Source organism: Mycolicibacterium duvalii, assembly GCF_010726645.1.
Classification (GTDB): domain Bacteria; phylum Actinomycetota; class Actinomycetes; order Mycobacteriales; family Mycobacteriaceae; genus Mycobacterium; species Mycobacterium duvalii.
In genome coordinates this window covers 940,705-967,665 of record NZ_AP022563.1, presented here as the reverse complement: position 1 = coordinate 967,665, position 26,961 = coordinate 940,705, and the positions used below count along the sequence as shown (strand labels likewise).

Here is a 26,961-nt window from a genome sequence, read left to right as displayed (position 1 = left end):
CCGTGCGCGAGTTCAGCGTTCCCGCTTCCTTCACCGTCGAAGAGCACGACAACGTCGCCAGCGCGGTGTACGACCACGAGCGCCAGAATCCCGACCACGTCGTCTTCCAGCGTCTGGTCGACGGCACCTGGCAGGACGTCACCTGCCGACAGGCTGCGCAGCAGATCCGCGCCGTCGCCCAGGGCCTGATCGCGGAGGGGGTGCAGCCCGGCGACCGGGTCGCGCTGCTGTCGTCGACGCGCTACGAGTGGGTCATTCTCGACTACGCGATTCTGTCGATCGGCGCGGTGACCGTCCCCATCTACGAAACGTCGTCTCCCGAGCAGGTGCGCTGGGTGCTCGAAGATTCCGGGGCGGTGCTGGTGTTCGTCGAGATCGAGGCGCACGCGCTGATGGTCAAGCAGCTGCTGTCCGAGTTGCCTGCCCTGCGCAAGATCGCGATCATCGAATCCTCGGCGCCCACGGCACTCGACGAGCTGGCGGAGGCGGGCAGCACCGTAGATCCCGCCGAGGTCGATCAGCGGCTGGCCGCCATCAAGAGCGCCGACCCGGCGACCCTGATCTACACCTCCGGGACCACCGGCCGCCCCAAGGGCTGCCAGCTGACGCATTCCAACCTGCTCTACGAGACCCGCGGGGCGACAGACTGTTTCCCCACGCTGCTGCGCAAGGGTGAGCGGTTGTTGGTGTTCCTGCCACTGGCCCACGTCCTGGCCCGGGCCCTGTCGATGACGGCGTTCGCCAACGGCGTCACCATCGGTTACACCAGCGACATCAAGAACCTGGTGCCGATGTTCGGCCAGTTCAAACCGACGGTCATCGTCTCGGTACCCCGCGTTTTCGAGAAGGTGTACAACACCGCCGAGATGAACGCTCAGGACAGCGGCAAAGGCGCGATCTTCGCCCAGGCGGTGCAGACCGCCGTCGCATGGAGCAAGGCCCAGGACACCGGTGGTCCGGGACTGATGCTGCGGGCCAAACACGCGCTGTTCGACCGCCTCGTCTACACCAAGCTGCGCGCAGCCACCGGCGGCAACTGCCGCGCGTCGATCTCCGGCGGGGCACCGCTGGGCGCCCGGCTCGGGCACTTCTATCGCGGCATCGGACTGACGATCTACGAGGGCTACGGCCTGACCGAGACCAGCGCGGCCATCACCGCCAACCGGATCGGTGAGCTCAAGGTCGGCACCGTCGGAAAGCTGTTGCCCGGCAACAGTATGGCGGTCGCCAACGACGGCGAGCTGCTGGTCAAGGGCGGGGTGGTGTTCGGCGGCTACTGGCGCAATGAGAAAGCCACCAACGAGGCCATCGTCAACGGCTGGTTCCACACCGGTGATCTCGCCAAGGTCGACGACGAGGGTTTCCTCTCCATAGTCGGCCGCAAGAAGGAGATCATCGTGACCGCGGGCGGCAAGAACGTCGCCCCTGCAGTCCTCGAAGATCAGCTGCGTGCGCACCCGCTGATCAGTCAGGCGATGGCCGTCGGGGATCAGAAGCCGTTCGTCGCCGCGCTGATCGCGATCGATCCGGAAGCGTTCGAGATCTGGAAGCAGCACCACAGCAAGGCCCCGACCGCCTCGGTGGGCGACCTGATCGACGACCCCGACCTGACCCGCGAGATCGACTCGGCGGTCGAGCAGGCCAACCAGGCGGTGTCGAAGGCCGAGGCGATTCGCAAGTTCCGCATCCTGCCAGTCGATTTCACCGTGCTCACCGGTGAGCTGACCCCGACGTTGAAGGTGAAGCGCAACGTCGTCGCCGAGAAGTTCGCCGCCGACATCGAAGCGCTCTACGCGAAGAACTGATCAGAGCAGACGCGCCAGCCGCTGCGCCTGGCGCTGCCACTGCCAGTTGTCGAGCACCCACTGCCGTCCCGCCGCGCCCATCGCGGCGGCCCGGCGCGGCTCGGCGAGCAGGTCGGACACCGCGGCAGCGATCGCCCCGACGTCCCAGCCGTCGACGACCGTCCCGGTCGTGCCGTCGACCACGGTCTCCGGCGCTCCGCCGGAGCGTCCCGCCACCACCGGCACACCGGTCGCCGAGGCCTCCAGGTACACGATCCCCAGCCCTTCGACGTCCAGTCCGCCGCCGCGCGTCCGGCATGGCATGGCGAAGACGTCAGCCATCGCGTGATGGGCGGGCAGTTCGTCGGCGGGTACGCCGTCGGTGAAGGTCACGTGCTCGGCGACACCGAACGTGTAGGCCAGTCTGCGCAGGGCGGTGCGGTGCGGACCGCCCCCGACGATCACCAGCGCAGCGTCGGGCACCCGCTGCCGGATCGCCGGCAACGCCCGGATCAACATGTCCTGCCCCTTGCGCGGCACCAGCCGCGACACACACACCACCACAGGCCGCTGCCCGAGTCGGTAGCGTGCGCGCAGCCGGGCCCGGGCCACCTCGTCGGGGGCGAACCTGTCGGCGTCCACCCCCGGCGGCACGTGCTCGAGCGCAGCGTGCGGTCCGAACGCCGACGCGAACCGCCGGCGCGTGTAGGCGCTGATGTAGGTGACGACGTCGGTGTCGTTCCCGATGCGGCGCAACGCATTGCGGGCCAGCGGCAGCATCGACCAACCCACCTCGTGCCCGTGGGTGCTGGCGATCACGCGCTGCGCTCCCGCGGCGCGGGCCAGCGGCGACAACAGGGCCAGCGGGGCGGCAGCACCGAACCACACCGTGTCGATGCCGTGTTGTTGGATGAGCCGCCGCATCCGCAGCGCGACGGTGGGCTCGGGAACCATCAGCGTGGTCGGATGGCGGATGACCTGGTAGCCGCCCACCGCCGCGTCGGCGTCGTATTCCTGCGCGCCCTGCCACTTCGGTGCATAGACGGTCAAGGTGTGCTCTTGCGTGGCGACCAGGTGAGTGACCAGCGCTTCCAGGTAAGCCTGGATTCCCCCCGGCCGGGGCGGATAGTCGTTGGTGACCAGCAGCACGCGGCTCACGGAGGACCCGCCGTCAGCGCCGCCAGGTCCTCGCCGAGAACCTCGCGAACCGCGGTGTCCAGATCACGGCGTCCGTGGCCGCCCGCCGCGAGGTACAGCTCGCGGAGCCTGTCTGCGCCGTACGTCTCAGCCACCGACGAGGCAAACTCCCAAGCCCGGTCGTAGGCCGCCGAGCGCTGGGGACCCGGCGTCATGAGTTCCGTATCGGTAGGCAGCACGGCGGGCATGGTGGGCGAGATCAACGGCGGACGTGCCACATAATCGGCCACGCCCTCAGTCAGCCACATCGGGGCATCGGCGGCGGTGTCTGGACGCGCAGCGTAATGGAAAAGTTCGTGGCGCAACACGATTCGCAGATCATCGGGAGACATGCCGGCCGCGGCCGGGGAGAACATGATCCGCTCGGCGGTCGCGGTCGCCGCGGTGTCGGCATCGCCGGCGCCCACGGCGGCGAACTGCTCTGCGGTTCCGGCGACCACGATCTCGACCGTCCGTGGCCACTGCGGCCCCCAGAAGTCGCTGACAGCCGCAGCTGCGGCCGGTAGTTCGGCAGCGATGCGCGCGAGCAGAGCGTGACCGCTGGGCGCGCCGAGATCGATGAGCATCGCGGACCTGCCGCCGGGCATGGTGAGCGTGGCCGGCGCCGGGGACGACATGGTGGTCGCGGCGAAACCCGTCGGCTCGGCGAGTACCGGGCCGCTGCGGGCGTCGCCGGGTCCGGCTACCAGGAACACCGCGCACACCAACTCGGCACCCAGGACGGCGCCCACGCGGCGCCGGTCGACGGCGCGGCGCCGGTCAGTAACGACGGACGTTGTAGATCGGGGCATTGTCCACCGGAGCGACCCGCACGGGCGTGCCGTAGGTGGACGCATGCACCATCTGTCCGCCACCGATGTAGATGCCGACATGCGACGCATCGGAGTAGTAGGTGACGAGGTCGCCGGGCTGCATCTGGTCCCTCGACACCGGCTGCCCGCCGCGCGCGAGCGCCTGGCTGGAGTGCGGCAGCGAGATCCCGGCCTGCTGGAAGGACCACATCACCAGACCCGAGCAGTCGAAGGCGCTGGGGCCCGAACCGCCCCAGGAGTACGGCGAACCGACGCGGCTGAGCGCGGCCTGGATCACGGTGGTGGCCGCCGGTGAACCGGGAGTGGCGATGTCGCCCGGCGGGATGGCACCCGCCGGCAGCGGAGCCGGCGGCGCGGCCAGCACCGCCGGATCCTGGCCCGGCGCCGGAGGCACCGGCGCACCCGGAGCCGGCGGAGGCGGAGGCATCGCGGCCAGCGCCTCGCGCTGAGGCTGCGTCAACGAGTCGTACTGGGCCTTGACCACGGCGATCTGGACCTGGAGCTGGCTCTGCTTGGACTGCAGGTCGGCCCGCACCGCGGCGGCCTGCTCGGCGGCGGTCTTGGCCTCGGCAGCCGAGGCGGCCGACGCCTGCTCGGCGAGCTCGGCCTGCCGGCCGATGTCGAGGAACCGCGTCATCTGAGCCGACATCTCGGCTGCCATCACCCGCTGTACGGACAACTGATCGATGAGGCCCTGGGGCGACGGGGCGGTGAGCATCGCGTCGAATCCGGACGTGCGACCACCCATGTACTGGGAGGCGGCGAGCCTGTTGACCTTGCCCTGGTAGTCGGTGAGCTGCGCGCGCGCCGACTCGACGGCGGCCAGGTCTTCGGCGTGCTTGACCTCGGCGGCGCGCTGGATCTCGAGCTTGTTGTTCAGGTCGAGCTGCGCGGAGTGCATCGCTTCGGTGGTCTGTTCGGCCTGCCGGGACAGCTCGTTGAGCTTGGCCAACGCGTCATCGGCGGGGTCGGCGTAGCCGAGGCCGGCCGAGCCTGACCCGAACAGGATCGCGCCCACGAGCGCCAGGCTTGCCATCACACTGGTGAAGACTCGCCGAGAACGACAGATACTCCGGTGCGCGCGGTCGAACGTCAAGATTTCCTCGTCCTTCGATTGCCGTAGAGGAGCCGCCTCGAACTGCGATTAGGTCTCAGATAGGTTACGAAACGGCATCGGCCTTGTCCAACACGAGATGCAAATTTAACAGTTGCATCCGTGATGCGCTGAGCGCCAACGATACCGCGTGTCGTCAGGCCACCCCGGCACCGCCATGCCGGTGAATCGGCACCAGCCGCAGCCGGGGCGCCAAGCCCGCTTCGGCGAGCGCCTCGAGCGCGCGCTGCTCGTCGACACGCAGTGTCTCGGGCACCCCGAGCAACACGCTGACCACGCAGTCCTGGCAGCCGGGGCCGCGTACCGCGCAGTCGTCACAGTCGATGGTCAGCGTGCCGTCGTCGGGCTCCTGGGTCATCGCATCCGTCCTCTCGATCGGCATGCAGCGCACGCTAGCGACACCGTCCGACATTTAGCTTTGGAGTGTGAGTTCGCGGGCGGGCCGAACGTCCGACTGGGACGCGTGGTGATCCCTGAGATTTGAGTGGTCCGCTCGCGAGCTCGGTGGCTGGTCGAGCGGTGTCCTTGTTCGGGAACTTGGAGCCAGCCGGTCGGTGTGGACTCCTGCTTAGGGAATGTCTGGGCCACAGCCGCGATGGTCAGCCACCTGGGTGAATAGGGATTGATGGCTGACAGGAGCACACAACGATGGCATGGACATTAGGAATCGACGTAGCGGTGCGCGCGGCGCATCAAGCGACGCTGGCCCGCGACGGGACCACGGTATGGCGGGGCCGGAAATTCTCGACCCGGCCGGCGGACTTGGAGCGGTTGTGGGCCGATCTGTTCCTGGCCGACGCCACGGACGTGACCGTGGTGGTCGAGCCGACCCGTAACGCATGGATCGTGCTGGCCGAGTGGTTCCGCCGCCGCGGCCCGGGTGGTGATGGTGCCTACCACCCAATCGGCGGATCTGCGCAAGTACTACTCCAAGCACACCAAGAACGATCGCATCGACTCCGAGCTGCTGGCCCGGCTGCCGCTACTTCATCCCGAAGGGTTGCGCGAGTATTCCGGCCAGGGACCGGCAGACCCGTTGCGGCGCTTGGTCCGACAGCGCTCCACCATGATCAAACGCCGGGTGGCGGTGTATTCACGGCTCGATGCGCTCGTCGAGCTCCTCGGGCCAGCGTGGTATGCGGTGCTCGGCTCGAACTACGGCAACGCGGCGTTGGAGTTCCTCGCCCGCTACGCCGACCCGAATACGGTGATCCGACTCGGCCAGGGACGTCTGAGCCGGTTTCTGATCGCCCGGTCCCGCGGCGCGTGGCGCGAGGACCACGCCGCCGGACTCATCGTCGCAGCCAAGGAAACCCTCATGCTGTGAGGACCCGACGGGATGAACTTCGCCGAACTGGGCGACGACATCGCCCACGAGGCCGAACAGGCGCTGTTTTTGACCCGGCAGATCAAGCAGATCGATGAACGGGTCGCGAACCTCTACGCCGACGCCGACCCCAAGGCAATCGTGGCTTCTGCTCCCGGTGTCGGACCGGTCATCAGCGCCGTGATCGCTGGGCGGATCGGTGATCCTCACCGGTTCACCTCACTGGCCGCGATCCGCGCCTACACCGGACTGGTCCCCAAGGTCAGCCAGTCCGGGCTGAGCAAGGTCGAATCCTCGATCACCAAGGCCGGCGACCCCCTGCTGCGCGAAATGCTATACACCGCCGCTGATCAAGCCCGCAAGATCGACCCGCAGATCGCCGCGAAATACCAGCGACTGATGACCGGCGACCGCCACCACGACTCGGCGATCTGCCACCTGGCCACCCTGCTGGTCACCCGGATCGCTACCTGCATGCGCAACGGCCAGCCCTACGTCCTACGCGATGTCGACGGCACCCCGATCACCGACGCTCAGGGCCGCAAGATCGTCAAAGAGCGCTACCAGATCCAACCCCGGCGCCGCGACAACATCCGTCACCAACGCATGCGCGACCGCCGCAAACAGGCGGCGGGCCAGGAGTCACAGGAGTCGCCAAGCGCTCCAACATCCAGGCCCGCCAAACACGAGCCTACGAGCCAACACGCCGTTTGACATCCGTTAGGAACTCAACTCCGGTCCGCGGCGTTTCGCCGCACGCGTCCGGGAACTTGTCACTGCCGCGGCTTACGTTCTGCCCATGGGCCAGCTGAGCTTCGGCGACGTCGACAAGCTGGCCGACCTGTCGCTGCGGGAGACGACGTTCGTGGTAGTCGATCTCGAGACCACGGGTGGTCGCGCTTCAGGTGACCGTCACGACGCGATCACCGAGATCGGGGCGGTCAAGGTCCGCGGCGGGGAGGTGCTCGGCGAGTTCGCCACGCTGGTCGATCCCGGCCGCGCCATCCCGCCTCAGATCGTCGCGCTGACCGGGATCACCTCGGCGATGGTCTACGACGCACCCCGCATCGAGGCGGTCCTCCCCTCCTTCCTCGAGTTCTGTCGCGGAGCGGTACTGGTCGCCCACAACGCCGGCTTCGACGTCGGGTTCCTGCGCGCCGCCGCCGAACGCAACCAGGTGCCCTGGCCGAGGCCGCCGGTGCTGTGCACGGTCCGGTTGGCCCGGCGCGTACTGACCCGGGACGAGGCGCCCAGTGTGCGCCTGTCGGCGCTGGCACAGCTCTTCGGCGCCAGTACCCGGCCGACCCACCGCGCGCTCGACGACGCCCGCGCCACCGTCGACGTGCTGCACGGGCTGATCGAGCGGGTCGGCAACCAGGGCATCCACACCTACCCAGAACTGCGCTCCTACCTGCCCGACGTCACTCCTGCGCAGCGTGGCAACCGGCACCTGGCCCGGGCCTTGCCGCGCAGCCCGGGGGTCTACCTGTTCCGCGGACCGGCCCACGAGGTCCTCTATGTCGGGACGGCTGTGGACCTGCGCCGCCGGGTGACCCAGTACTTCAACGGCGCCGACCCCCGGACCCGCATCAAGGAAATGGCCTCGCTGGCCACTGCCGTCGACCACGTCGAGTGCGCCCACGATCTCGAGGCCGGAGTACGGGAGCTGCGGCTGCTGGCGGCACACGCGCCGCCGTACAACCGGCGGTCGAAGTTCCCACACCGGTGGTGGTGGTTGACGCTGACCGACGAGCCGTTTCCGCGGTTCTCGGCGGTGCGCGCCCCCCGTACCGACACCGCCGTCGGACCGTTTCGCACCCGTGCGGACGCGGTCGACGCCGGGGACCTGATCGCGCGCTTCACCGGTGTGCGGATCTGTACTGCTCGGCTGGCCCGGTCGGCCGTGCATGGAGTCAAGTGCCCCGAACGGGAGATCGCGCCATGCCCGGCCGCGCGCGGCCTGGACGCCGACACCTACGCCGCCGCGGTGCGCAGCGCGCTGGCGCTCATCGACGGTCGCGACGGTCAACCGCTGCAGGCGATGCTCGCCCACATCGCCGAGCTGGCCCGCCGGCACCGCTACGAGACCGCCGCCCGGATGCGCGACCGGGCCGCCGCCACCATCGACGTGCTGTGGCGCGGTCAACGCCTGCGGGCACTGACCACGCTGCCCGAGCTCGTCGCCGCCCGCCCCGACGGTGACCACGGGTGGCATCTGGCGGTGATCCGGCGGGGCCGACTGGCCGCGGCAGGCTGCGCTTCCCGCGGGGTGCCGCCGATGCCCGTCGTCGACGCGCTCTGCGCCGCTGCGGAGACCGTGCTGCCCGAGGCCGGACCACACGGCGGCGCGCTGATCGAGGAGACCGCGCTCATCGCGCGCTGGCTGGCCCGGCCCGGCGTCCGCATCGTGCGCACGGAGCAGGGCTACAGCTCGCCGCTCGGCGCGGCCGGACGGTGGGCGGAATGGGCGGCTACGGCTCGCTCGGCCCGGATGGCCGCGGAGCAGGCCACCGACTCAGAGCTCCTGAGTGAACCGCACCCAACGCGCGAGCAGGTCTTCGGCCGCTCCGGAGTCGATCGCGTCCTTGGCCCGCGCCAAACCGGACTCCCACGCCGGGACCCACTTGGCGTCGCTGGATAGCCCGGCGTGGGCGACCATCGCACCGGCCGCGTTGAGCAGCACCGCATCCCGGACGGGTCCCTTCGACCCGCCGAGTACGGCCCGGGCCTCGGCGGCGTTGAACTCGGCGTCGCCGCCCACGAGCTCGGAGATCTCGGCACGGGCGAAACCGAACGCCGCGGGGTCGAAGGTCAGCCGTTCGACCGTGCCGGCCTGCACCCGCCAGATCGTGCTCGTCGTGGTCGTGGTCAGCTCGTCGAGGCCGTCATCTCCGTGCACGACCAGCGCGCTGGACCCGCGCGCGGCGAATACCCCGGCCATCACCTCCGACAGGTCGGCCCAGGCGCAACCGATCAGACCGGCGCGGGGCGTGGCCGGATTGGTCAGCGGGCCGAGCAGGTTGAACACCGTCGGCACTCCGATCTCACGGCGCACCGCGCCGGCATGCCGGTAGGACGGATGGAACTGCGGGGCGAACGCGAACCCGATACCGATCTCGGCGACGCTGCGCGCCACCTCCTCCGGCCCCAGGTCGATGCGCAGCCCGAGCGCCTCGAGGGTGTCCGCACCGCCCGACAGCGACGAGGCGGCCCGGTTGCCGTGCTTGACCACCGGCACCCCGGCGGCGGCCACCACGATGGCGGCCATGGTCGACAGGTTGACGGTGTTGGCGCCGTCACCGCCGGTGCCGACGATGTCGACGGTGGCGGTGCCGATGGTGTCGGTGGGCACCCGCCGGGCGTGCTTGAGCATGATGTCGGCCATTTCGGTGACTTCTGCCGACGTGGGCCGCTTCATCTTCATCGCCACGCCGAACGCGGCGATCTGGGCGGGCGTGGCGGTGCCCGACATGATCTGGTCCATCGCCCAGCCCGTCTGCCCTGGTAACAACGCTTGGTTGGTGGTCAGCCGGCCCAAGATCAACGGCCACGTGGGCTCGTCACCACGCGGACGGGGGGCGGCGCCGGACTCGGGAGAGGGTGAAGTCACAGGCTGATTATGACGAATTGCCAGACCCGGGTGGAGTTCGACAACTACAAAGCGTCATACTTGCACCTGTGACGAGCGCTGTAGGTACTTCGGGAACCGCCATCACGTCGCGCGTACATTCGCTGAACCGACCGAACATGGTCAGTGTCGGCACGATCGTCTGGCTTTCCAGTGAACTGATGTTCTTTGCTGGGCTGTTCGCGATGTACTTCACCGCGCGTGCACAGGCCGGGGGCGAATGGCCCCCGCCGCCGACCGAGTTGAACCTCGCCCTGGCCGTACCGGTGACGCTGGTGCTGATCGCATCGTCTTTCACCTGCCAGATGGGCGTGTTCGCCGCCGAACGCGGCGACGTGTTCGGCCTGCGCCGCTGGTATGCCCTCACCCTCGCGATGGGCACCTTCTTCGTGCTCGGCCAGGGCTACGAGTACCTGCACCTGGTGGAAGAGGGCACCACCATCGCGGGCAGCGCCTACGGCACCGTCTTCTACCTCGCGACCGGATTCCACGGCCTGCACGTGATCGGCGGTCTGGTGGCGTTCGTGTTCCTGCTCCTGCGGACCCGGATGAGCAAGTTCACCCCGGCGCAGGCCACGGCCGCGATCGTGGTGTCGTACTACTGGCACTTCGTCGACATCGTGTGGATCGCGCTGTTCGCCGTCATCTACTTCGTAAGATGATCGGCTCGCCGATGTGCAAGATGATCGGCTCGCCGATGCGTCCGATGATCGGCTCGCCGACGCAAGCCTCTCGAAACAAGCGGATAGAGAAGGGGTTCGATGCCTAACAAGGCGCCTGGAGCCGGTGGGCCGGCGACCGTGAAACGCCGTCGGCTGCGCCGGCGGTTGTCGGCAGCGCTACTGCTCGCCGTGGGCTTGACGTTCGCCGGAGGGCTGGCCGCCACGCTGACGCCGGCGCCGCAGGTGGCCGTCGCCGACGAGGCGGACTCGGCGTTGCTGCGCACCGGTCAGGAACTCTACGAGTTGTCGTGCGTCACCTGTCACGGCGTCAACCTGCAGGGCGTGGCCGATCGCGGCCCGAGCCTGATCGGGGTCGGCGAGGCCGCGGTGTACTTCCAGGTGTCGACGGGCCGCATGCCGGCGATGCGTAACGAAGCGCAGGCACCCGCCAAGGACCCGCTGTTCGACGAAGCACAGATCGACGCGCTCGGCGCCTACGTCCAGGCCAACGGCGGTGGTCCCATCGTGCCGCGCGAGGAGAACGGTGAGATCGCCATGCACTCGCTGCGTGGCGACAACCTCGCCCGGGGCGGCGACCTGTTCCGGTTGAACTGCGCGTCCTGCCACAACTTCACCGGCAAGGGTGGCGCGCTGTCGTCGGGCAAGTACGCCCCCGACCTCGGCAACGCGAACGAGGCCCAGATTTACACCGCGATGCTGACCGGGCCGCAGAACATGCCGAAGTTCTCCGACCGCCAGCTGACCCCGGAAGAGAAGCGCGACATCGTCGCCTACGTGCGGGATTCCGCGGAGGGTAAGACCCCCGGCGGCCTGGGCCTGGGCGGCTTCGGCCCCACGTCGGAAGGCATGGTGGCTTGGATCGTCGGCATGGTCGCCGTCATCGGCGCCGCGTTGTGGATCGGAGCACGGGCATGAGTGATGGACCTGACAACCGCGACGACGAAGTGAAGGGCACCGACACGCCCGGTCAGACCGGCGAGCCGGGCCAACCCACCGAGGCCGAACTGGCCCGGATGTCGCGCGAGGAGTTGGTCGAACTCGGCGGCAGACTCGACGGCGTCGAGGTCATCTACAAGGAGCCGCGCTGGCCGGTCCCGGGGACCAAGGCCGAGAAGCGGGCCGAGCGCACCGTTGCCTATTGGCTGCTGCTGGCCGGGTTCTCCGGTTTGGCATTGCTGCTGATCTTCCTGTTCTGGCCGTGGGAGTACCAACCGGTCGGCTCGGAAGGCGAGTTCATCTACTCCCTGACCACCCCGCTGTACGGTCTGACGTTCGGGCTGTCGATCCTGGCGATCGGCATCGGCGCGGTGCTGTACCAGAAGAAGTTCATCCCCGAGGAGATCTCGGTTCAGGAGCGCCACGACGGCCGCTCCCCCGAGCTGCATCGCAAGACCGTCGCGGCCAACCTGGGCGACGCGCTTGAGGGCTCGACACTCAAGCGCCGCAAGATGATCGGGCTGTCGCTGGGCATCGGCTTCGGTGCGTTCGGCGTCGGAACCCTGGTGGCGTTCATCGGCGGCTTGATCAAGAACCCCTGGAAACCCGTGGTGCCCACCGCCGACGGGATGAAAGCGGTGCTGTGGACGTCGGGATGGACCCCGCGGTTCGAGGGCGAGACGATCTATCTGGCTCGCGCCACCGGACGGCCCGGCAACTCGCCCTACATCAAGATGCGGCCGGAGGACATCGACGCCGGCGGCATGGAGACGGTTTTCCCGTGGCGGGAGTCCGACGGTGACGGCACCACCGTCGAGTCCGAGCACAAGCTTTTCGAGATCTCGATGGGTGTACGCAACCCGGTGATGTTGATCCGTATCAAGCCGGGCGACATGTCACGGGTGGTCAAGCGCCGCGGCCAGGAGAGCTTCAACTTCGGCGAGTTGTTCGCCTACACCAAGGTCTGCTCGCACCTGGGTTGCCCGTCGTCGCTCTATGAGCAGCAGACCTACCGCATCCTGTGCCCGTGCCATCAGTCGCAGTTCGATGCGCTGCAGTTCGCCAAGCCGATCTTCGGCCCAGCGGCCCGCGCGCTGGCGCAACTGCCGATCACGATCGACCAGGACGGCTATCTGGTCGCCAACGGCGACTTCATCGAACCCGTCGGACCGGCATTCTGGGAGCGGAAGTCATGAGCCCACGTCTAGACGCAGCCGAGATCGCGGCCAAGCAGGGTGACGCGATCGACTCGCGGTACCACCCCTCGGCGGCCGTGCGTCGGCAGCTCAACAAGGTCTTCCCGACGCACTGGTCGTTCCTGCTCGGCGAGATCGCGATGTACAGCTTCCTCGTACTGCTCATCACGGGCGTGTACCTGACCCTGTTCTTCGACCCGTCGATGGCGCACGTCACCTATGACGGCGTGTACCAGCCCCTGCGCGGGGTCGGCATGTCGCGAGCCTACGAGACCACGCTGGACATCAGCTTCGAGGTGCGTGGCGGTCTGTTCGTGCGCCAGGTCCACCACTGGGCGGCACTGCTGTTCGCGGCCTCGATCATGGTGCACCTGGCCCGCATCTTCTTCACCGGCGCGTTCCGCCGCCCGCGCGAGGCCAACTGGGTGATCGGCTCACTGTTGCTCATCCTGGCGATGTTCGAGGGTTTCTTCGGCTACTCGCTGCCCGACGACCTGCTGTCGGGCACCGGCCTGCGCGCCGCGTTCTCGGGGATCACAATCGGTATCCCAGTGGTCGGCACCTGGATGCACTGGGCGTTGTTCAGCGGCGACTTCCCCGGGGACATCATCATCCCCCGGCTGTACGCGCTGCACATCCTGGTGATCCCGGGGATCATCCTGGCTCTGATCGGTGTGCACCTGGCACTGGTGTGGTTCCAGAAGCACACCCAGTTCCCCGGTCCCGGACGGACCGAGACCAACGTGGTCGGCGTGCGGGTGATGCCCGTGTTCGCCGTCAAGTCCGGTGCGTTCTTCGCGGTCACCGTCGGCATCCTGGGCCTGATGGGTGGTCTGCTCCAGATCAACCCGGTCTGGAACCTGGGGCCCTACAGCCCGTCCCAAGTGTCGGCAGGAAGTCAGCCCGACTTCTACATGATGTGGACCGACGGGTTGATCCGGCTCTGGCCGGCCTGGGAGTTCTACCCGTTCGGCCACACCATTCCCCAGGGCGTGTGGGTCGCGGTCGGGATGGGGCTGATCTTCGGCCTGCTGATCGCCTACCCGTTCCTGGAGAAGAAGCTCTCCGGCGACGACGCACACCACAATCTGCTGCAGCGTCCGCGGGACGCACCGACGCGCACCGCCGTCGGGGCCGCTGCGATCTCGTTCTACATCCTGCTGACCTTCGCGTGCATGAACGACATCATCGCGCTGAAGTTCGACATCTCGTTGAACGCAACCACGTGGATCGGCCGCGTCGGCATGGTCGTGTTGCCTGCGATCGTGTACTTCGTCGCCTACCGGTGGGCGGTCGGTCTGCAGCGCAGTGACCGCGAGGTGCTCGAGCACGGTATCGAGACCGGCATCATCAAGCGGCTGCCGCACGGGGCGTACGTCGAGCTGCATCAGCCGCTCGGACCGGTCGACTCGCATGGCCATGCGATTCCGCTGGACTACCAGGGCGCGGCTCTGCCGAAGCGCATGAACAAGCTGGGCTCCAGCGGTGCACCCGGCACCGGCAGCTTCCTCCGGGGCGATCCGCTCTCTGAGCACGAATCGCTCACCGAGGCTGCACACGCCTCCGAGCGCAAGGCGCTCACCGCGCTGCGCGAGGTGCAGGAGCGCAACGGCTCGAGCAACGGCAACGGTTCGAGCGGCAACGGCTCCAGCAACGGGCATCACTGACGCCCGGATTGCAAGACCCGACAAGCTGATCCGTCTCGGCCGCCAGGCCGGGGCGGATCAGCTTTTCGGCGGGGTCTCCCCTCCCCCATCAACGACGAGTCCGTCGCGCGAGATCGCCCTGTCGCGAGCGTGCGGCCGGGGCGGGCGCGTCGCCGAACTTGCACACCGGGCGGAAAACCAGCCGACCCACCGCCACCAGCGCACACCCGGCGCGCCGAGCGGGGCCAGAAGTAGGGATATCAGGAATCGAGGGCGGTGCCGAGCTCGCGCAGGAAGTACCACGGAATGGCCGCCATCGCGACGGTGACAACACCGGCGAAGCCGTACAGCACCCACGCCACCGCGTCGTTGCCGACCGCCATCAGATACGTCGACACCCCGACCAGCAGAACGGCGATACCCATCACGCCGACCAGCGAGGTGGCACACCGGAACCAGACCTGATCGATCAACGGTGACGCAGCTCGGTCAGCCGCCGGCTCCCGCGACGCGACCGGTTCCCTCGCCGGCGCGGCGGCGGCTGGGGCGACGCGCAGCTTCTCGGTAGCCGCATCGGCTCCCTGCGCAGGCCCGCTGACCGGTTCGGCAACCGGTTGCGGCGCCTCCGGACGCGGATCATGCTCGCCGGCGCGGCGCGCCCGCAGCAGCAGCGGCACCGCGGCGATGATCACCGCCGCCGACACGGCGATGACCACATACAGGACCCAGGGGGTGCCCGAGCCGCCGCTGGAGTCGGCGTGGGAGCGTCCGAGGTCGATCAGCGCGACGATCGCGGCCACGCCGGCGCCCAGCGCGGCCAGCCACGCCACCGCGCAGCCGGCCAGCAGCAGCCGGTCGTTGCGCTCGAGGGCGAACGGGTCGAAGGTGGGCCGCGACCCGTGGGCGGACCTCGTCAAATCTGTCATCGGCAGTGGCTCGCTAGCAGCTCGTCTGGGCGGCGTTGTTGGTGTTCGAGGACAGCACCTGGCCGTCGCTCGTGGTGATCGAGCAGTTCAATTTGCTCACCAGGAAGAGACTGGAGGCCTGCACCGAACCGACCTCGGACTGCGAGATCGGCGTCACGGTCAGTGACCACGGGATGTAGACGTTGCGTTGGGTCCTGCTGCGCCCCGACGCGTCGATGTAGGTGACGGTGATGATGTCACCGGGGGCTTTGGTTCCGGTCACCGAGTACGTCACCTGACGTGGGGCGGCGCGCGTCGTGGTGGGCGGGGGCGGGGGCGGCTCACTCGTCGCGGGCGGGGGCGGCGGTTCTTCCGCGGTGGCCGGAGGCGGCGGCGGAGGAGGTTCGGTGACGGTGACCGTCTCCGGCGGCGGTGGCGGTGGCGGGGCTTCGGTCGTCGGGGGCGGCGGAGGCGGCGGGGGCGGTGTCGTCGTGGTGAACTCGTCCTGCACCGGTGGCAGCGACGTGGTGGTCGGCTCCGGCGTGGCCAGGTTGTCGGTCTCGGTGCGAGTCACCAAAACCGACACCGACACGACCAGGGCCACCGCAGCCACGATCGCCATCACGCCGACCACCCAGGGCCAGCGCGGTGGTTCCTGCGGTTCCCCGGTCTCAGCCGCCGAGTCATAGCTGTCGTAGTCGTAGAGTCCAGGGTCGGCGGCCACGTACGGTGCGCTGACGAACTGCTCGGACTCGGGCGCCGAGTACGCCCGCGGATACTCCTCGGCCCCGCCCGCGCCGGCGTCTGCCGTGGGATCGCTCGAAGAGGGCTGACCCGGCTCCTCACCTGGGAGATCCGCGCCGCCTGAGTCCCGTCCCGGGGGATTCGGCCCGCTCATCTACGCATGTCCTTCTCGCCTGGCTGTCCGGCTCCGGTGGTGCCGTCAACGGCCCACGGTGCCCCGGCAACACTACCCAACGGGAGGACGAGACCGAGACGCTGCGCGCATGTCGCGGGCCAACTCATGCCCTGATTGTGACCTTGCCGGCGACGCGGACAGCCACGCCGAGACTCAGTGCTTCTCGGGTCCGATGTGGTACTCGAAGACCAGCCCGGCCACCGAGGCCAGCACGAAGCACACACCGGCGATGATCAGCCAGGGCAGCCAGAACGCCATGCCCACCGCGGTGGCCGACGCGGACAAGGAGATCAGGATCGGCCACCAGCTGTGCGGCGGGAAGAAGCCCAGTTCCCCGGCGCCGTCGGCGATCTCGGCGTCCTCATAGTCCTCGGGACGGGTGTCGAGACGACGCGCCACGAAGCGGAAGAACGTCCCGGTGATCAGCGTCAGACCGGTCGTCAGCACCAGCGCGGTGGTGCCCGCCCACTCCACGCCACCATTGGCGAAAACCGCCGTCAGACCGCCGTAGACGATGGCGGACAGCGCGAAGAACGCCGTCAGGAACTCGAACAACCTGGCTTCGATATGCATCTGCCGTCCTACCTGCTCGCCTGCTGAACCTCGGGGGCACCTTCACCGCGCCGCGTGTCGAACGGCCGGGTGGTCACCGCGACCGGAGACTGGTTGATGGCCTCCAGCGCCTCGGCGTTGGACCGTCCGGCGCGGCGCTGATCGAGATAAGCCTTGAAGTCGTTGGGCTCGACGACCCGGACCTCGAAGTTCATCATCGAGTGGTAGGTGCCGCACATCTCAGCGCAGCGGCCGACGAACGCACCGGTCTCGGTGATCTCACTGATCTGGAACACGTTGTCCGAGTTGTTCTGCTCGGGGTTCGGGTTGACGTCGCGCTTGAACAGGAACTCCGGCACCCAGAACGAGTGGATCACGTCGGCCGAGGCGATCTGGAACTCGATCCGCTTGCCGGAGGGCAGCACCAGCACCGGGATCTCGTTCGACGAACCGAGCGTCTCGACCTCGTTGTAGTTGAGGTAGCTGCGGTCTTCGGGGTTCAGACCGGCGATCGCGCCGACCCGCTCTTCGCCGTGACTGTCGGTGCCCTCCGGCTTGGACAACACGGCCTGCTTGCGCTCGTTGTCAGCGCCGTCGTAGCTCAGTGTGCCGTCGGCGAAGTTCACCGACTGGTAACCGAACTTCCAGTTCCACTGGAACGCGGTGACATCGATGACGACCTCGGGATTGGGCTCCTTGTTCAGCATCCGCTCCTGCACCACCACGGTGAAGTAGAACAACACCGAGATGATCAGGAAGGGTGTCACCGTCAGCGCCAGCTCCAGCGGCATGTTGTAGCCGAACTGCCGGGGCAACTCGGTGTCGCCCTTCTTCTTACGGTGGAACAGGCTGGTCCAGAACAGCAGAATGTAGACGATGGCGCCGACGACGAGCGCGGCGATCAGCGAGCCGATCCAGAGCTCCCGGTTCAGGTGGGCTTCCGGCGTGATGCCCTTGGGCCACCCAAGGCCGAGAACCTCCGACCAACTGCAGCCGCTGAGCAGGACCGCCGTCCCTCCCAGGAGCAGGGACAATGCCACCAACTTAAGGCCGCGAGCGGACACGTTGGCGCCTCCTACCGAGTTCGTTGGACCGCCGTGCGGTCGACGGCTGCACTGAATACTACGCAGCGTAGACCACCCGCTTCCAGCGAACCCAAGCGACCGTGCCTCTGCCGCCGTGCGGCGCCGGACGCGCCCGGCCGATCAGCCATACTGGCGCGGTGTGCGGACTGCTGGCGTTGGTGACCGACCCTGCGACCGAGGTGTCTCCGGAGGTCGTCGACACCGTCTCCGGCGCCACCACGATGATGCGCCACCGCGGCCCCGACGAGCCGGGCACCTGGCATGACGACCGGGTGGTGCTGGGTTTCAACCGGCTCTCGATCATCGACATCGCGCACAGTCATCAGCCCCTGCGGTGGGGACCGCCCGAGTCGCCGCAGCGCTACGCGCTGGTCTTCAACGGCGAGATCTACAACTATCTGGAGCTCCGTGAGGCGCTGCACGCCGAGTTCGGCGCCGAGTTCCACACCGACGGCGACGGCGAGACCATCCTGGCCGCCTACCACCATTGGGGTACCGACGCGCTGACTCGGCTGCGCGGCATGTTCGCGTTCGCGCTGTGGGACAGCGCCGAACAGGAACTGCTGTGCGCCCGCGATCCGTTCGGCATCAAACCGCTGTATCTGGCCACCGGCCGCGGCGGCACGGTAGCTGGCAGCGAGAAGAAATGCCTGCTCGAGGTCGCCGAGCCGCTGGGCATCGACCTGACGCTCGATGAGCGCGCCGTGCAGCACTACACGGTGCTGCAGTACGTCCCCGAGCCGGAGACCCTGCACCGCGGCATCCGGCGACTCGAATCGGGCAGTTACGCGCGCATCCGACCTGGCGAGCAGCCGCAGGTCACCCGGTACTTCACGCCCACCTTCGATGCGGTGCCCTTCCCCGCGGCAGGCTCCGAACACCAGCAGCGCTACGACGAGATCACCGCGGTGCTGGAGGACTCGGTGGCCAAGCACATGCGCGCCGACGTCACGGTCGGGGCGTTCTTGTCCGGCGGCATCGATTCGACCGCGATCGCGGCGCTGGCGATGCGCCACAATCCGCGGCTGATCACGTTCACGACGGGGTTCGAACGCGAAGGCTTCTCCGAGGTCGACGTGGCGGTGGCCTCGGCCCAAGCCATCGGCGCGCGCCACGTCACCAAAGTGGTCAGTCAGGCCGAGTTCGTCGACGCGCTGCCCGAGATCGTCTGGTACCTCGACGAGCCGGTCGCCGACCCGGCGCTGGTCCCGCTGTTCTTCATCGCCCGCGAGGCCCGCAAGCACGTCAAGGTGGTGTTGTCGGGCGAGGGCGCCGATGAGCTGTTCGGCGGCTACACCATCTATCGGGAACCGTTGTCGCTCAAGCCTTTCGACTACCTGCCGCGCGGCCTGCGCAGGTCCGTCGGCAAGATGGCGGTTCCGCTGCCGGAAGGTATGCGCGGCAAGAGCCTGCTGCACCGCGGTTCGCTGACCCTCGAAGAGCGCTACTACGGCAACGCCCGCAGCTTCTCCGACGCCCAGTTGCGCGCCGTGCTGCGCCGGTTCCGGCCCGACTGGACCCACACCGACGTCACCGCTCCGGTGTACGAGCGCTCGCAGGGCTGGGACCCGGTGGCGCGGATGCAGCACGTCGACCTGTTCACCTGGCTGCGCGGCGACATCCTGGTCAAGGCCGACAAGATGACGATGGCCAACTCACTGGAGCTGCGGGTCCCGTTCCTGGACCCCGAGGTGTTCGCGGTCGCGTCCCGCCTGCCCTACGAGCAGAAGATCACCCGGTCGACGACCAAGTACGCGCTGCGCCGCGCGCTGGAACCGATCGTGCCCGCCCACGTCCTGCACCGGCCGAAACTCGGCTTCCCGGTGCCGATCCGGCATTGGCTGCGCGCCGGCGAACTGCTTGACTGGGCGTACGCGACGGTGGCCACCTCCGGCGCCGGCGACTACGTGGATCTGGCCGCGGTCCGGTCGATGCTCGACGAGCACCGGACCGGCACCACCGATCACAGCCGCCGGCTGTGGACCGTGCTGATTTTCATGCTGTGGTACGCCATCTTCGTCGACCAGAGCGTGCGGCCGGCGATTCAGGAACCCACCTACCCGGTGCAGCTTTAGCCGAGGGCCTCGGCGATCTCCTGGCCCGCCTGCTCGCCGTAGGCATCGCTGAGCCGCTGCACCGCTGAGGTCTTGTCCCACGACCACTCCTGCGGCCCGGGCGCCTCGAGCACCAGCGTGGCCACCAGCGACGCCAGCTGTGCGGCCCGCTCCAGGGACAGTCCGGCGTCGCGTCCGGTCAGGAAGCCGGCGCGGAACGCGTCGCCGATCCCGGTCGGGTCCTCCTTGTGCGTCTCGGGAACCACGTCGACGTGGACGAACGTGCCGTCCCGTCCGACCAGGTCGACGCCCTTCTCCCCCAGGGTCGTCACGCGCAACTCGATCTGGCCCATCACCTCGGCCTCCGACCAGCCGGACTTCTGCAGCAGCAGGTCCCACTCGTAGTCGTTGGTGAACAGGTAGCTCGCCCCGTCGATCAGGCGCCGGATCTCCTCACCGGACAGCCGGGCCAACTGCTGGCTGGGATCGGCGGCGAAAGCCAACCCCAGTGCGCGGCACTCCTCGGTGTGCCGGAACATCGCCTCCGGATCGTTGGCGCCGATGATGACCAGGTCCGGCGCGTCCGATCCCTGGACCAGGTCGGCGAGCTTGATGTTGCGCGCCTCGGACATGGCGCCCGGATAGAAGGAGGCGATCTGGGCCATGTTCACGTCGGTCGTGCACACGAAGCGGGCGGTGTAGGCGCTGTCCGAAACGAGCACGTGGTCGCAGTTCACCCCGTGCGAGGTCAGCCACGAGCGGTAGTCGTCGAAATCCGACCCGACCGCCCCGACCAGGACCGGGTTGCTGCCGAGCACGCCCATCGCGTAGGCCATGTTGCCGGCAACGCCGCCGCGGTGCAGCACCAGGTCGTCGACCAAGAAGCTCAGCGACACCTTCTGCAGGTGGTCGGGAAGCAGTTGCTCGGAGAACCGCCCCGGGAAGCGCATCAAATGGTCAGTTGCAATCGATCCGGTCACCGCAATGGTCACGCAGGCCCACCCTTCATGTCTGTTGTGGTTCACCTTAGTGTCGCCCCCGGACCGGGGCTCGTCTCGCCCCGGGGCCGGAGACTCGCGCAGCCGGAGCGCTGCTGCCGGTTGCGCTAACCTGCCTAGGAGTGCCCTGCACGGCGCAACTGAGTCCGGCATCCGGCCGTGCGCAATCCTGCAACCCCTCGGGAGTACATGTATGACTGGTCCCTACCCGCCCCCATACGGCGCTGGACCAGCGGGCCCGCAGAACTATCCGCAGTCGTATCCGCAGCCCTACCAGCAGGCGCAGTTCCCCGCGGGGACCCAGCCGTATCCAGGCGGTTTCGACGCCGGCTACCCGGGCGCGCTGCCGCCGCCGGTGCCGTATCCGCCGAAGCGACGCAACGGGCTGATCGCCGCAGTGGCGGCGGCGGTCGTCATCGCGCTGGCCGGCGGGGTGACCGCGGTGGTGCTCGCCGGCGGCGGTGACGAGCAAAAAGCCGGTGCTCCGCTGACCGAGGCCTCCGCGCAGGAGGCCGTGCAGAACTACCTCGACGCGTTGAGCAACGGCGACGCGGAGACGGTGGCGCGCCACACGTTGTGCGGTTTGTTCGACGCGGTCACCGAGAAGCGCTCGGACCTGGCGCTGGCGAGCCTGTCCAGCGATGCGTTCCGCAAGCAGTACAGCTCTGCGCAGGTCACGTCGGTCGACAAGATGGTGCAATCGTCGCCGACCCAGGCGCAGGTGTTGTTCACCATGCGGGTGACGCCGAAGACGGCGTCGTCACGAAATCAGTCCAGGGAGGTCGACGAGCAGGCCGTCGCGCAGGTGCTTGCGATCGACGGCCAGGTGCTGGTCTGTTCGTACCTACCGCGAACGGCCGGTCAGTACTGACCGGCCGTCACGGGTTGCTCATCGTCAGTTGAACGAGTCGCCGCAGGCGCACGAGCCGGTGGCGTTGGGGTTGTCGATGGTGAAACCCTGCTTCTCGATCGTGTCGACGAAGTCGATGGTGGCGCCCTGCACGTACGGGGCGCTCATCCGGTCGACGGTCAGTTCGACGCCGTGGAAGTCGACCGTGAGGTCCCCGTCGAGGGTGCGGTCGTCGAAGAAAAGGTTGTAACGCAGACCGGCGCAGCCGCCGGGCTGGACGGCGATGCGCAGCGCGAGGTCGTCGCGGCCTTCCTGATCGAGCAGCGCTTTCGCCTTGGCGGCCGCGGCGTCCGTCAGGATCACGCCGTGTTGTGCCTGCACTGCCGACTCGTCCTGAACAGTCATCGAATCTCCTGTGTGGATGTACGTGGGTGAAGCCCCTCCTACCCGTGGCTCCACATGGTCAACCGTACCCGCTTGCGGCGCTATTCCCCATCTATGTCCAGCCGGTGGCCACCTGTGCGGCCAGCGCGCAGAGCTGCTCGGCCGCCTCGTCGATCGCGCGCCGGACCGAGCCGGCGTGCTCGGTCAGTGAGTAGGCGGCGGTGACGCCGGCCGCGCGCGCGGCGGCTGCATCCAGGGTCACCTGCCCGGCGAGCACGATGACCGGCAGATTCCGGGCCCGCGCCGCCGCGGCGAGCGCGCTGACGACCTTGCCGTGCAGGGACTGGTCGTCGAACCTGCCCTCGCCGGTGACCACGACGTCGGCGGACGCGATCTCACCGGCGAGCCCGGTGTGGGCGGCGATCACCGCCGCGCCCGACTCCCGGCGCGCACCGAGGGCGAGCAGCGCCGCGCCCAGCCCACCGGCCGCGCCGGCGCCCGGCTGCACACTGATCGGCCGGCCGGCCGCGGCGTCCAGATCGGCCGCCCAGCGGGTCAGTCGCTGCTCCAGGATGGCCACCGTGTCCGGGTCGGCGCCCTTCTGCGGCCCGAACACCGCCGCGGCGCCCATCGGCCCGAGCAGAGGGTGTTCCACATCACTGGCCGCGATCAGCTCGACTCCGGCCATCCGTTCGCGGGCCGCGGCCAGGCCGCCGAGCGCCTCGATCATGCCCCGCCCGCCGTCTGTGCAGCAGCTGCCGCCGAGCCCGACGACGATCCGGTCGGCGCCGGCGGCGAGCGCCTCGGCGATCAACTGACCGACTGCCCTGCTGTGCGCATCCAGCGCAGTGCGCACCGTGGGGGGTCCGTCCAGCAGCGCCAGGCCACAGGCCTGCGCGCTCTCGAGGTAGGCCGTGATCGCAGGTCCGGTGTCCTCGAGCACCCACTGCGCGGTCACCTCGCGCTCGAGCGGGCCGCTGACCGTAGCGGTGCGCACCGTGCCGAGCCGGCCGGCCAGAACGTCGACGAAGCCGGGACCGCCGTCGGACTGCGGCGCCAGGATGAGCCGGTCATCGGGTCGGGCCGTCGCCCAGCCGCGGGCAATGGCACGCGCCGCGGCGACCGCCGTCAGGCTGTCGCCGAAGGAGTCCGGCGCGATCAGCACAGAGCGGCTCATCTGGGCAGACTATGACCTGATCACAGCCGCTGCATGCCGACGCCTGCGCGCCGGGCGGGGTTCAGCACGATGGTGGCGGACAGTAATCTGGCAGGCGTGAAACTCCTGGGCCGCAAGAACGACGACGCCGGCGACCCCGGGGACGACGCGTCCTCCGGCGCCGACGACAACGCGCAGCCGACGCAGACCTCCCGCTCCGGGCGGACCACCACCGCCCCCAAGGGCCGTCCGACGCCGAAGCGCAACGAAGCCGCGCGCACCCGGCGTCCGGTCGCGCCCGCCCCGATGACCACCGCCGAGGCGCGCAAGCGCCGCAAGGAGATGCGCGGTCCCAAGTTGTCGCGCGAGGAGAAGAAGGTCCAGCGCGAGGAGCGCCGCGCGGTGATGAGCGAGCGCCGCGACCGGATGATGGCCGGCGAGGAGGCCTACCTGCTCCCCCGGGACAAGGGGCCGGTGCGGCGCTATGTCCGCGACGTGGTCGACGCGCGCCGCAATCTGCTCGGCTTGTTCATGCCCTCAGCGCTGTTCTTGATATTCGTCATGCTGGCGGTGCCGTCGGTGCAGGTGCAGCAGCTGCTGTCGCCGGCGATGCTGGTGCTGGTGCTGATCATGGTCATCGACGGGTTCGTGCTCGGCCGCAAGGTCAACCGCCTAGTCGACGAGAAGTTCCCGGACAACACCGAGACCGGGTGGAAGCTCGGGTTCTACGCCGCCAGCCGGGCCTCTCAGCTGCGCCGGATGCGCGCCCCGCGCCCGCTCGTCGAGCGCGGCGCCCACGTCGCGTGACGGCGCCGGTGTCCTATTTTCCTGCTCTCGCCGCACCAGATCCGCAGACGTCCGCCGCCGCTCGAGACCGGCAGGACCGGCTGACCAAGCCGCGCGGTGCTCTGGGTCGGCTCGAAGAGCTCTCGGTCTGGGTGGCGGCATGCCAAGGCCTCTGTCCGCCCAGACAATTCGAGCGCGCCCGGGTAGTCGTCTTCGCCGGTGACCATGGGGTGGCCACGGCCGGGGTGTCGGCGTATCCGTCCGCGGTGACCGCGGCGATGGTGACCAACATCGACGGGGGCGGCGCGGCGGTGAACGTGCTGGCGACCGTCGCCGACGCCACGGTGCGCATCGCCGACATCGCCGTGGACACCGCGCAGCCGCTGTCGCCGGCGATCGGGGCGCACCGCATCCGTCGCTCGAGCGGCAACATCGCCGTCGAAGACGCGCTGAGTCCGGACGAAGTCGTCGAGGCCATCGAGGCAGGGCGACGGATCGCCGACGAAGAGGTCGACGCCGGCGCCGACCTGTTGATCGCCGGGGACATGGGCATCGGTAACACCACCCCGGCCACCACGCTGATCGCCGCGCTGACCGACACCGAACCGGTCGCCGTGGTCGGTCGGGGCACCGGCATCGACGACGCCGGCTGGGCGCGCAAGACCGCCGCGGTCCGCGACGCGCTGTACCGGACCCGCGGCCTGTCCGCCGATTCTGTTGCACTGCTGCGGATCTGCGGAGGTGCGGACCTGGCCGCGATGGCCGGGTTCTGCGCCCAGGCCGCGGTGCGCAGAACCCCGCTGCTGCTCGACGGGATGGTGGTGACCGCCGCGGCGCTGGCCGCCGAGGGCCTGGCGCCCGGCGCCAAGCAGTGGTGGCAGGCCGGTCACCGTTCGACCGAGCCCGCCCATGCGGTGGCGCTGCAGCATCTCGGTCTCCAGCCGATCGTGGAACTGGACATGCATCTCGGCGAAGGCTCGGGGGCGCTGGTCGCGCTGCCGGTGCTGCGTGCCGCGGTCGCCACGCTGGCGTCCATGGCGACCTTCGAGGAAGCCGGGATCAGCGGGGGCTGACCGTGATCCGCTCTGTCGTCGGCGCATTCGCGTTCGCCACCGTCCTGCCCACTCCGTCGACGGTGACCGCATACGTCGGTCGTGGCGTGCTGACGGCGCTGCCGGTGGCGGGATTGGCGCTGGGAGCGGTGGCCGCGGGGGTGTGGTGGCTGGGCGGGATGGCGTTCGGCGCCGGCGGCGCGCTGAGCGGCGCGCTGGTCGTGGCGACGCTGGCGTTGGCGACGCGCGGCCTGCACCTCGACGGCCTGGCCGACACCACCGACGCCCTCGGCTGCTACGGCAGTCCCGAACGAGCCTTGGCGGTGATGCGCGACGGCGCCGCCGGCCCGTTCGCGGTGGCGGCGGTGAGCTCGGTGATCCTGGTGCAGAGCCTGGCGTTCGCCCAGGCCGGCGCGGTAGCCGTGCTGGTGGCGGTCGCGGCCGGTCGAGTGGCCGCGGTCGCGGCGTGCCGGCGCTCGGTTCCGGCGGCGCCGGGCAGTTCGCTGGGCCGCATGGCCGCGGGCACACAGCCGTGGTGGGTGGTCGGCGCGTGGGTTGCGCTGATCGCCGGGCTGGCGGCCTGCGCCACGGACCGGTGGTGGCAGGGCCCGCTGGTCGTTGTGGTCGCGATGGCGTCCAGTATTGCGCTGGTGGCGCACTGCGTGCGCCGGTTCGGCGGCATCACCGGCGACGTGCTGGGCGCCGCTGTCGAGGTGACGACCACGGTGGCCGCCCTCGGTCTGGCGATCAGCTGAGCTTGCACATCCAGCCGTGGGTGTCGGCGAAGGTCCCGCGCTGGATGCCGGTCAGCGTGTCACGCAGCGCCATGGTGATCTCGCCGGGCTCGCCGTCGGCGATGGTGAACTCGCCGGCCGACTCTCCGGAGCCGTACTTCACGAGCGACACCGGAGTGATGACCGCGGCGGTCCCGCATGCGAACACCTCGGTGATCTCCCCCGCGGCGGCCTTCTTCTGCCACTCGTCCACGTCGATCTTGCGTTCCTCGACGGTGAACCCTGCGTCGGTAGCCAACTGCAGCAACGAATCTCGCGTGATCCCGGGAAGCAGTGACCCGGACAGCTCGGGGGTGACCAGCCGGGCGGTGCCGCCACTGCCGAACACGAAGAACAGGTTCATGCCGCCCATCTCCTCGACGTAGCGGCGCTCGAGGGCATCCAGCCACACCACCTGGTCGCAGCCGTGCTCGGCGGCCTGGGCCTGCGCCTGCAGCGAGGCGGCGTAGTTGCCGCCGAACTTGGCGGCGCCTGTGCCACCCGGGGAGGCACGCACGTACTCATGCGAGAGCCACACGCTGACCGGCTTGATGCCGCGCGGGAAGTAGGCGCCGGCCGGGGATCCGATCACCAGGTAGCGGTACTCCAGGGCGGGACGCACCCCCAGCCCCGGTTCGGTGGCGAAGACGAACGGGCGCAGGTACAGCGACTCCTCCCCACCGGCGGGCGGCACCCAGCGCTCATCGACGGCGATCAGCTGACGCAGCGATTCGATGAACAGGTCTTGCGGCAGTTCGGGAATGGCGATGCGCCGTGACGAGGCCTGCAGCCGGGCGGCGTTGGCCTCCGGACGGAACGACACGATCGAACCGTCCGCCCAGCGATAGGCCTTCAGCCCCTCGAACACCTCCTGCGCGTAGTGCAGCACGATCGCCGACGGGTCGAGTTCGATGGGGCCGTACGGGATCACCCGGGCGTTGTGCCAGCCTCTTCCCTCGACGTAGTCGATCGACACCATGTGGTCGGTGTGGAACTTGCCGAACCCGGGATTGGCCAGGATCTCGGCACGCGCCTCGTCAGTCGCCGGGTTCGCGTTGCGATCGACGGTGAACTCGAGGGCTTCAGTCATGTGGGCGATTGTATAACCGCGGGGCCAGCGAATT

The 26,961-nt window shown here is 69.0% G+C and carries 23 protein-coding genes and 2 pseudogenes; 12 read left to right on the top strand and 13 right to left on the bottom strand.

Annotation, left to right across the window (positions count from 1 at the left end; all coding sequences use genetic code 11):
• Positions 1–2: 2 nt before the first annotated feature.
• Positions 3–1,805 (top strand): AMP-dependent synthetase/ligase, encoded by a 1,803-nt coding sequence (locus G6N31_RS04365; RefSeq protein ID WP_098006373.1) that lies wholly within the window; start codon positions 3–5, stop codon positions 1,803–1,805.
• On the opposite strand, the gene G6N31_RS04360 is transcribed toward G6N31_RS04365, so the two are convergent.
• The 4 genes from G6N31_RS04360 to G6N31_RS04345 form a co-directional block, all read right to left on the bottom strand.
• Entirely contained in the window at positions 1,806–2,942 is a 1,137-nt protein-coding gene (locus tag G6N31_RS04360) for a glycosyltransferase family 4 protein (RefSeq protein ID WP_098006375.1), read from the bottom strand.
• Positions 2,939–3,772 (bottom strand): peptidase, encoded by an 834-nt coding sequence (locus G6N31_RS04355; RefSeq protein WP_098006376.1) that lies wholly within the window; start codon positions 3,770–3,772, stop codon positions 2,939–2,941. The genes G6N31_RS04360 and G6N31_RS04355 overlap by 4 nt, the downstream gene beginning before the upstream one ends.
• Complete coding sequence (gene ripC / locus G6N31_RS04350; protein ID WP_420091359.1) at positions 3,741–4,889, bottom strand: peptidoglycan hydrolase RipC; 1,149 nt, start codon at positions 4,887–4,889, stop codon at positions 3,741–3,743. The genes G6N31_RS04355 and ripC overlap by 32 nt, the downstream gene beginning before the upstream one ends.
• A 154-nt stretch (positions 4,890–5,043) precedes the next feature.
• Positions 5,044–5,289, bottom strand: coding sequence for a hypothetical protein (locus G6N31_RS04345; RefSeq protein WP_234815485.1), 246 nt, complete (start codon positions 5,287–5,289; stop codon positions 5,044–5,046).
• A 266-nt stretch (positions 5,290–5,555) separates the two neighbouring features.
• On the opposite strand from G6N31_RS04345, the pseudogene G6N31_RS27815 reads away from it, so the two are divergent.
• Together G6N31_RS27815 and G6N31_RS04335 are read left to right on the top strand one after the other, a co-directional pair.
• Positions 5,556–6,948: pseudogene (locus G6N31_RS27815) on the top strand (IS110 family RNA-guided transposase).
• Positions 6,949–7,033: 85 nt separating this feature from the next.
• A pseudogene (locus tag G6N31_RS04335) lies at positions 7,034–8,812 on the top strand (DEDD exonuclease domain-containing protein); the annotation flags it as partial.
• Here the strand turns inward: G6N31_RS04335 and trpD are convergent.
• On the bottom strand, positions 8,750–9,844 hold the full coding sequence (gene trpD / locus G6N31_RS04330; RefSeq protein ID WP_098006726.1) for an anthranilate phosphoribosyltransferase: 1,095 nt from the start codon (positions 9,842–9,844) through the stop codon (positions 8,750–8,752). The pseudogene G6N31_RS04335 and the gene trpD overlap by 63 nt on opposite strands.
• Before the next feature lie 68 nt (positions 9,845–9,912).
• Here trpD and ctaE point away from each other — a divergent pair, with 68 nt between their 5' ends.
• From ctaE to qcrB, 4 genes are all read left to right on the top strand, one after another.
• Positions 9,913–10,524, top strand: a complete 612-nt coding sequence (gene ctaE / locus G6N31_RS04325) for an aa3-type cytochrome oxidase subunit III (RefSeq protein ID WP_098006728.1) — start codon at positions 9,913–9,915, stop codon at positions 10,522–10,524.
• A gap of 99 nt (positions 10,525–10,623) precedes the next feature.
• The gene (gene qcrC, locus G6N31_RS04320) at positions 10,624–11,460 is read left to right on the top strand and encodes a cytochrome bc1 complex diheme cytochrome c subunit (protein WP_098006730.1); all 837 of its coding nucleotides are present in this window, start codon (positions 10,624–10,626) and stop codon (positions 11,458–11,460) included.
• Positions 11,457–12,677 (top strand): cytochrome bc1 complex Rieske iron-sulfur subunit, encoded by a 1,221-nt coding sequence (qcrA, locus tag G6N31_RS04315; RefSeq protein WP_098006733.1) that lies wholly within the window; start codon positions 11,457–11,459, stop codon positions 12,675–12,677. Before qcrC ends, qcrA begins: the two co-directional genes overlap by 4 nt.
• A complete protein-coding gene (gene qcrB / locus G6N31_RS04310) occupies positions 12,674–14,344 on the top strand; it encodes a cytochrome bc1 complex cytochrome b subunit (protein ID WP_098006735.1) in 1,671 nt (556 codons plus the stop codon). Before qcrA ends, qcrB begins: the two co-directional genes overlap by 4 nt.
• Before the next feature lie 239 nt (positions 14,345–14,583).
• Here qcrB and G6N31_RS04305 read toward each other — a convergent pair whose 3' ends face one another.
• The 4 genes from G6N31_RS04305 to ctaC form a co-directional block, all read right to left on the bottom strand.
• A complete protein-coding gene (locus tag G6N31_RS04305; protein WP_098006737.1) occupies positions 14,584–15,249 on the bottom strand; it encodes a DUF2561 family protein in 666 nt (221 codons plus the stop codon).
• A gap of 13 nt (positions 15,250–15,262) precedes the next feature.
• The gene (locus G6N31_RS04300; protein ID WP_163722026.1) at positions 15,263–16,126 is read right to left on the bottom strand and encodes an MmpS family transport accessory protein; all 864 of its coding nucleotides are present in this window, start codon (positions 16,124–16,126) and stop codon (positions 15,263–15,265) included.
• Positions 16,127–16,300: 174 nt separating this feature from the next.
• A complete protein-coding gene (locus tag G6N31_RS04295; RefSeq protein WP_098004477.1) occupies positions 16,301–16,720 on the bottom strand; it encodes a cytochrome c oxidase subunit 4 in 420 nt (139 codons plus the stop codon).
• Positions 16,721–16,728: 8 nt separating this feature from the next.
• Entirely contained in the window at positions 16,729–17,820 is a 1,092-nt protein-coding gene (gene ctaC, locus G6N31_RS04290) for an aa3-type cytochrome oxidase subunit II (protein WP_420090949.1), read from the bottom strand.
• Between the two features lie 101 nt (positions 17,821–17,921).
• On the opposite strand from ctaC, the gene asnB reads away from it, so the two are divergent.
• Complete coding sequence (gene asnB, locus G6N31_RS04285; protein ID WP_098004479.1) at positions 17,922–19,859, top strand: asparagine synthase (glutamine-hydrolyzing); 1,938 nt, start codon at positions 17,922–17,924, stop codon at positions 19,857–19,859.
• Here asnB and G6N31_RS04280 read toward each other — a convergent pair.
• The gene (locus G6N31_RS04280; protein ID WP_098004480.1) at positions 19,856–20,830 is read right to left on the bottom strand and encodes a carbohydrate kinase family protein; all 975 of its coding nucleotides are present in this window, start codon (positions 20,828–20,830) and stop codon (positions 19,856–19,858) included. The two genes, asnB and G6N31_RS04280, sit on opposite strands and share 4 nt — an antisense overlap.
• A gap of 199 nt (positions 20,831–21,029) precedes the next feature.
• Here G6N31_RS04280 and G6N31_RS04275 point away from each other — a divergent pair, with 199 nt between their 5' ends.
• Positions 21,030–21,707, top strand: a complete 678-nt coding sequence (locus tag G6N31_RS04275) for an Rv0361 family membrane protein (protein WP_098004481.1) — start codon at positions 21,030–21,032, stop codon at positions 21,705–21,707.
• Between the two features lie 24 nt (positions 21,708–21,731).
• Here G6N31_RS04275 and G6N31_RS04270 read toward each other — a convergent pair whose 3' ends face one another.
• Positions 21,732–22,091 carry a HesB/IscA family protein gene (locus tag G6N31_RS04270; RefSeq protein WP_098004482.1) on the bottom strand — a complete coding sequence of 120 codons (360 nt, stop codon included), beginning with the start codon at positions 22,089–22,091 and terminating at the stop codon, positions 21,732–21,734.
• A gap of 91 nt (positions 22,092–22,182) precedes the next feature.
• Entirely contained in the window at positions 22,183–23,247 is a 1,065-nt protein-coding gene (locus G6N31_RS04265) for a glycerate kinase family protein (RefSeq protein ID WP_098004483.1), read from the bottom strand.
• Positions 23,248–23,343: 96 nt separating this feature from the next.
• On the opposite strand from G6N31_RS04265, the gene G6N31_RS04260 reads away from it, so the two are divergent.
• The 3 genes from G6N31_RS04260 to G6N31_RS04250 are packed head-to-tail and all read left to right on the top strand — an operon-like array spanning position 23,344 to position 25,819.
• Complete coding sequence (locus G6N31_RS04260) at positions 23,344–24,033, top strand: DUF3043 domain-containing protein (RefSeq protein ID WP_098004543.1); 690 nt, start codon at positions 23,344–23,346, stop codon at positions 24,031–24,033.
• An 8-nt stretch (positions 24,034–24,041) separates the two neighbouring features.
• A complete protein-coding gene (gene cobT / locus G6N31_RS04255) occupies positions 24,042–25,085 on the top strand; it encodes a nicotinate-nucleotide--dimethylbenzimidazole phosphoribosyltransferase (RefSeq protein WP_098004544.1) in 1,044 nt (347 codons plus the stop codon).
• Between the two features lie 2 nt (positions 25,086–25,087).
• On the top strand, positions 25,088–25,819 hold the full coding sequence (locus tag G6N31_RS04250; protein WP_098004484.1) for an adenosylcobinamide-GDP ribazoletransferase: 732 nt from the start codon (positions 25,088–25,090) through the stop codon (positions 25,817–25,819).
• Here G6N31_RS04250 and G6N31_RS04245 read toward each other — a convergent pair.
• The gene (locus G6N31_RS04245) at positions 25,812–26,927 is read right to left on the bottom strand and encodes a branched-chain amino acid aminotransferase (protein WP_098004485.1); all 1,116 of its coding nucleotides are present in this window, start codon (positions 26,925–26,927) and stop codon (positions 25,812–25,814) included. The two genes, G6N31_RS04250 and G6N31_RS04245, sit on opposite strands and share 8 nt — an antisense overlap.
• Positions 26,928–26,961 lie beyond the last annotated feature (34 nt).

Bases quoted from the DNA above. Each gene is read 5' to 3' on its own strand.
- G6N31_RS04355 (WP_098006376.1), bottom strand. From the start codon at position 3,772: ATGCCCCGATCTACAACGTCCGTCGTTACTGACCGGCGCCGCGCCGTC.
- G6N31_RS04345 (WP_234815485.1), bottom strand. From the start codon at position 5,289: ATGCCGATCGAGAGGACGGATGCGATGACCCAGGAGCCCGACGACGGC.
- qcrC (WP_098006730.1), top strand. From the start codon at position 10,624: ATGCCTAACAAGGCGCCTGGAGCCGGTGGGCCGGCGACCGTGAAACGC.
- qcrA (WP_098006733.1), top strand. From the start codon at position 11,457: ATGAGTGATGGACCTGACAACCGCGACGACGAAGTGAAGGGCACCGAC.
- qcrB (WP_098006735.1), top strand. From the start codon at position 12,674: ATGAGCCCACGTCTAGACGCAGCCGAGATCGCGGCCAAGCAGGGTGAC.
- G6N31_RS04305 (WP_098006737.1), bottom strand. From the start codon at position 15,249: ATGACAGATTTGACGAGGTCCGCCCACGGGTCGCGGCCCACCTTCGAC.
- G6N31_RS04300 (WP_163722026.1), bottom strand. From the start codon at position 16,126: ATGAGCGGGCCGAATCCCCCGGGACGGGACTCAGGCGGCGCGGATCTC.
- G6N31_RS04295 (WP_098004477.1), bottom strand. From the start codon at position 16,720: ATGCATATCGAAGCCAGGTTGTTCGAGTTCCTGACGGCGTTCTTCGCG.
- G6N31_RS04275 (WP_098004481.1), top strand. From the start codon at position 21,030: ATGACTGGTCCCTACCCGCCCCCATACGGCGCTGGACCAGCGGGCCCG.
- G6N31_RS04270 (WP_098004482.1), bottom strand. From the start codon at position 22,091: ATGACTGTTCAGGACGAGTCGGCAGTGCAGGCACAACACGGCGTGATC.
- G6N31_RS04265 (WP_098004483.1), bottom strand. From the start codon at position 23,247: ATGAGCCGCTCTGTGCTGATCGCGCCGGACTCCTTCGGCGACAGCCTG.
- G6N31_RS04245 (WP_098004485.1), bottom strand. From the start codon at position 26,927: ATGACTGAAGCCCTCGAGTTCACCGTCGATCGCAACGCGAACCCGGCG.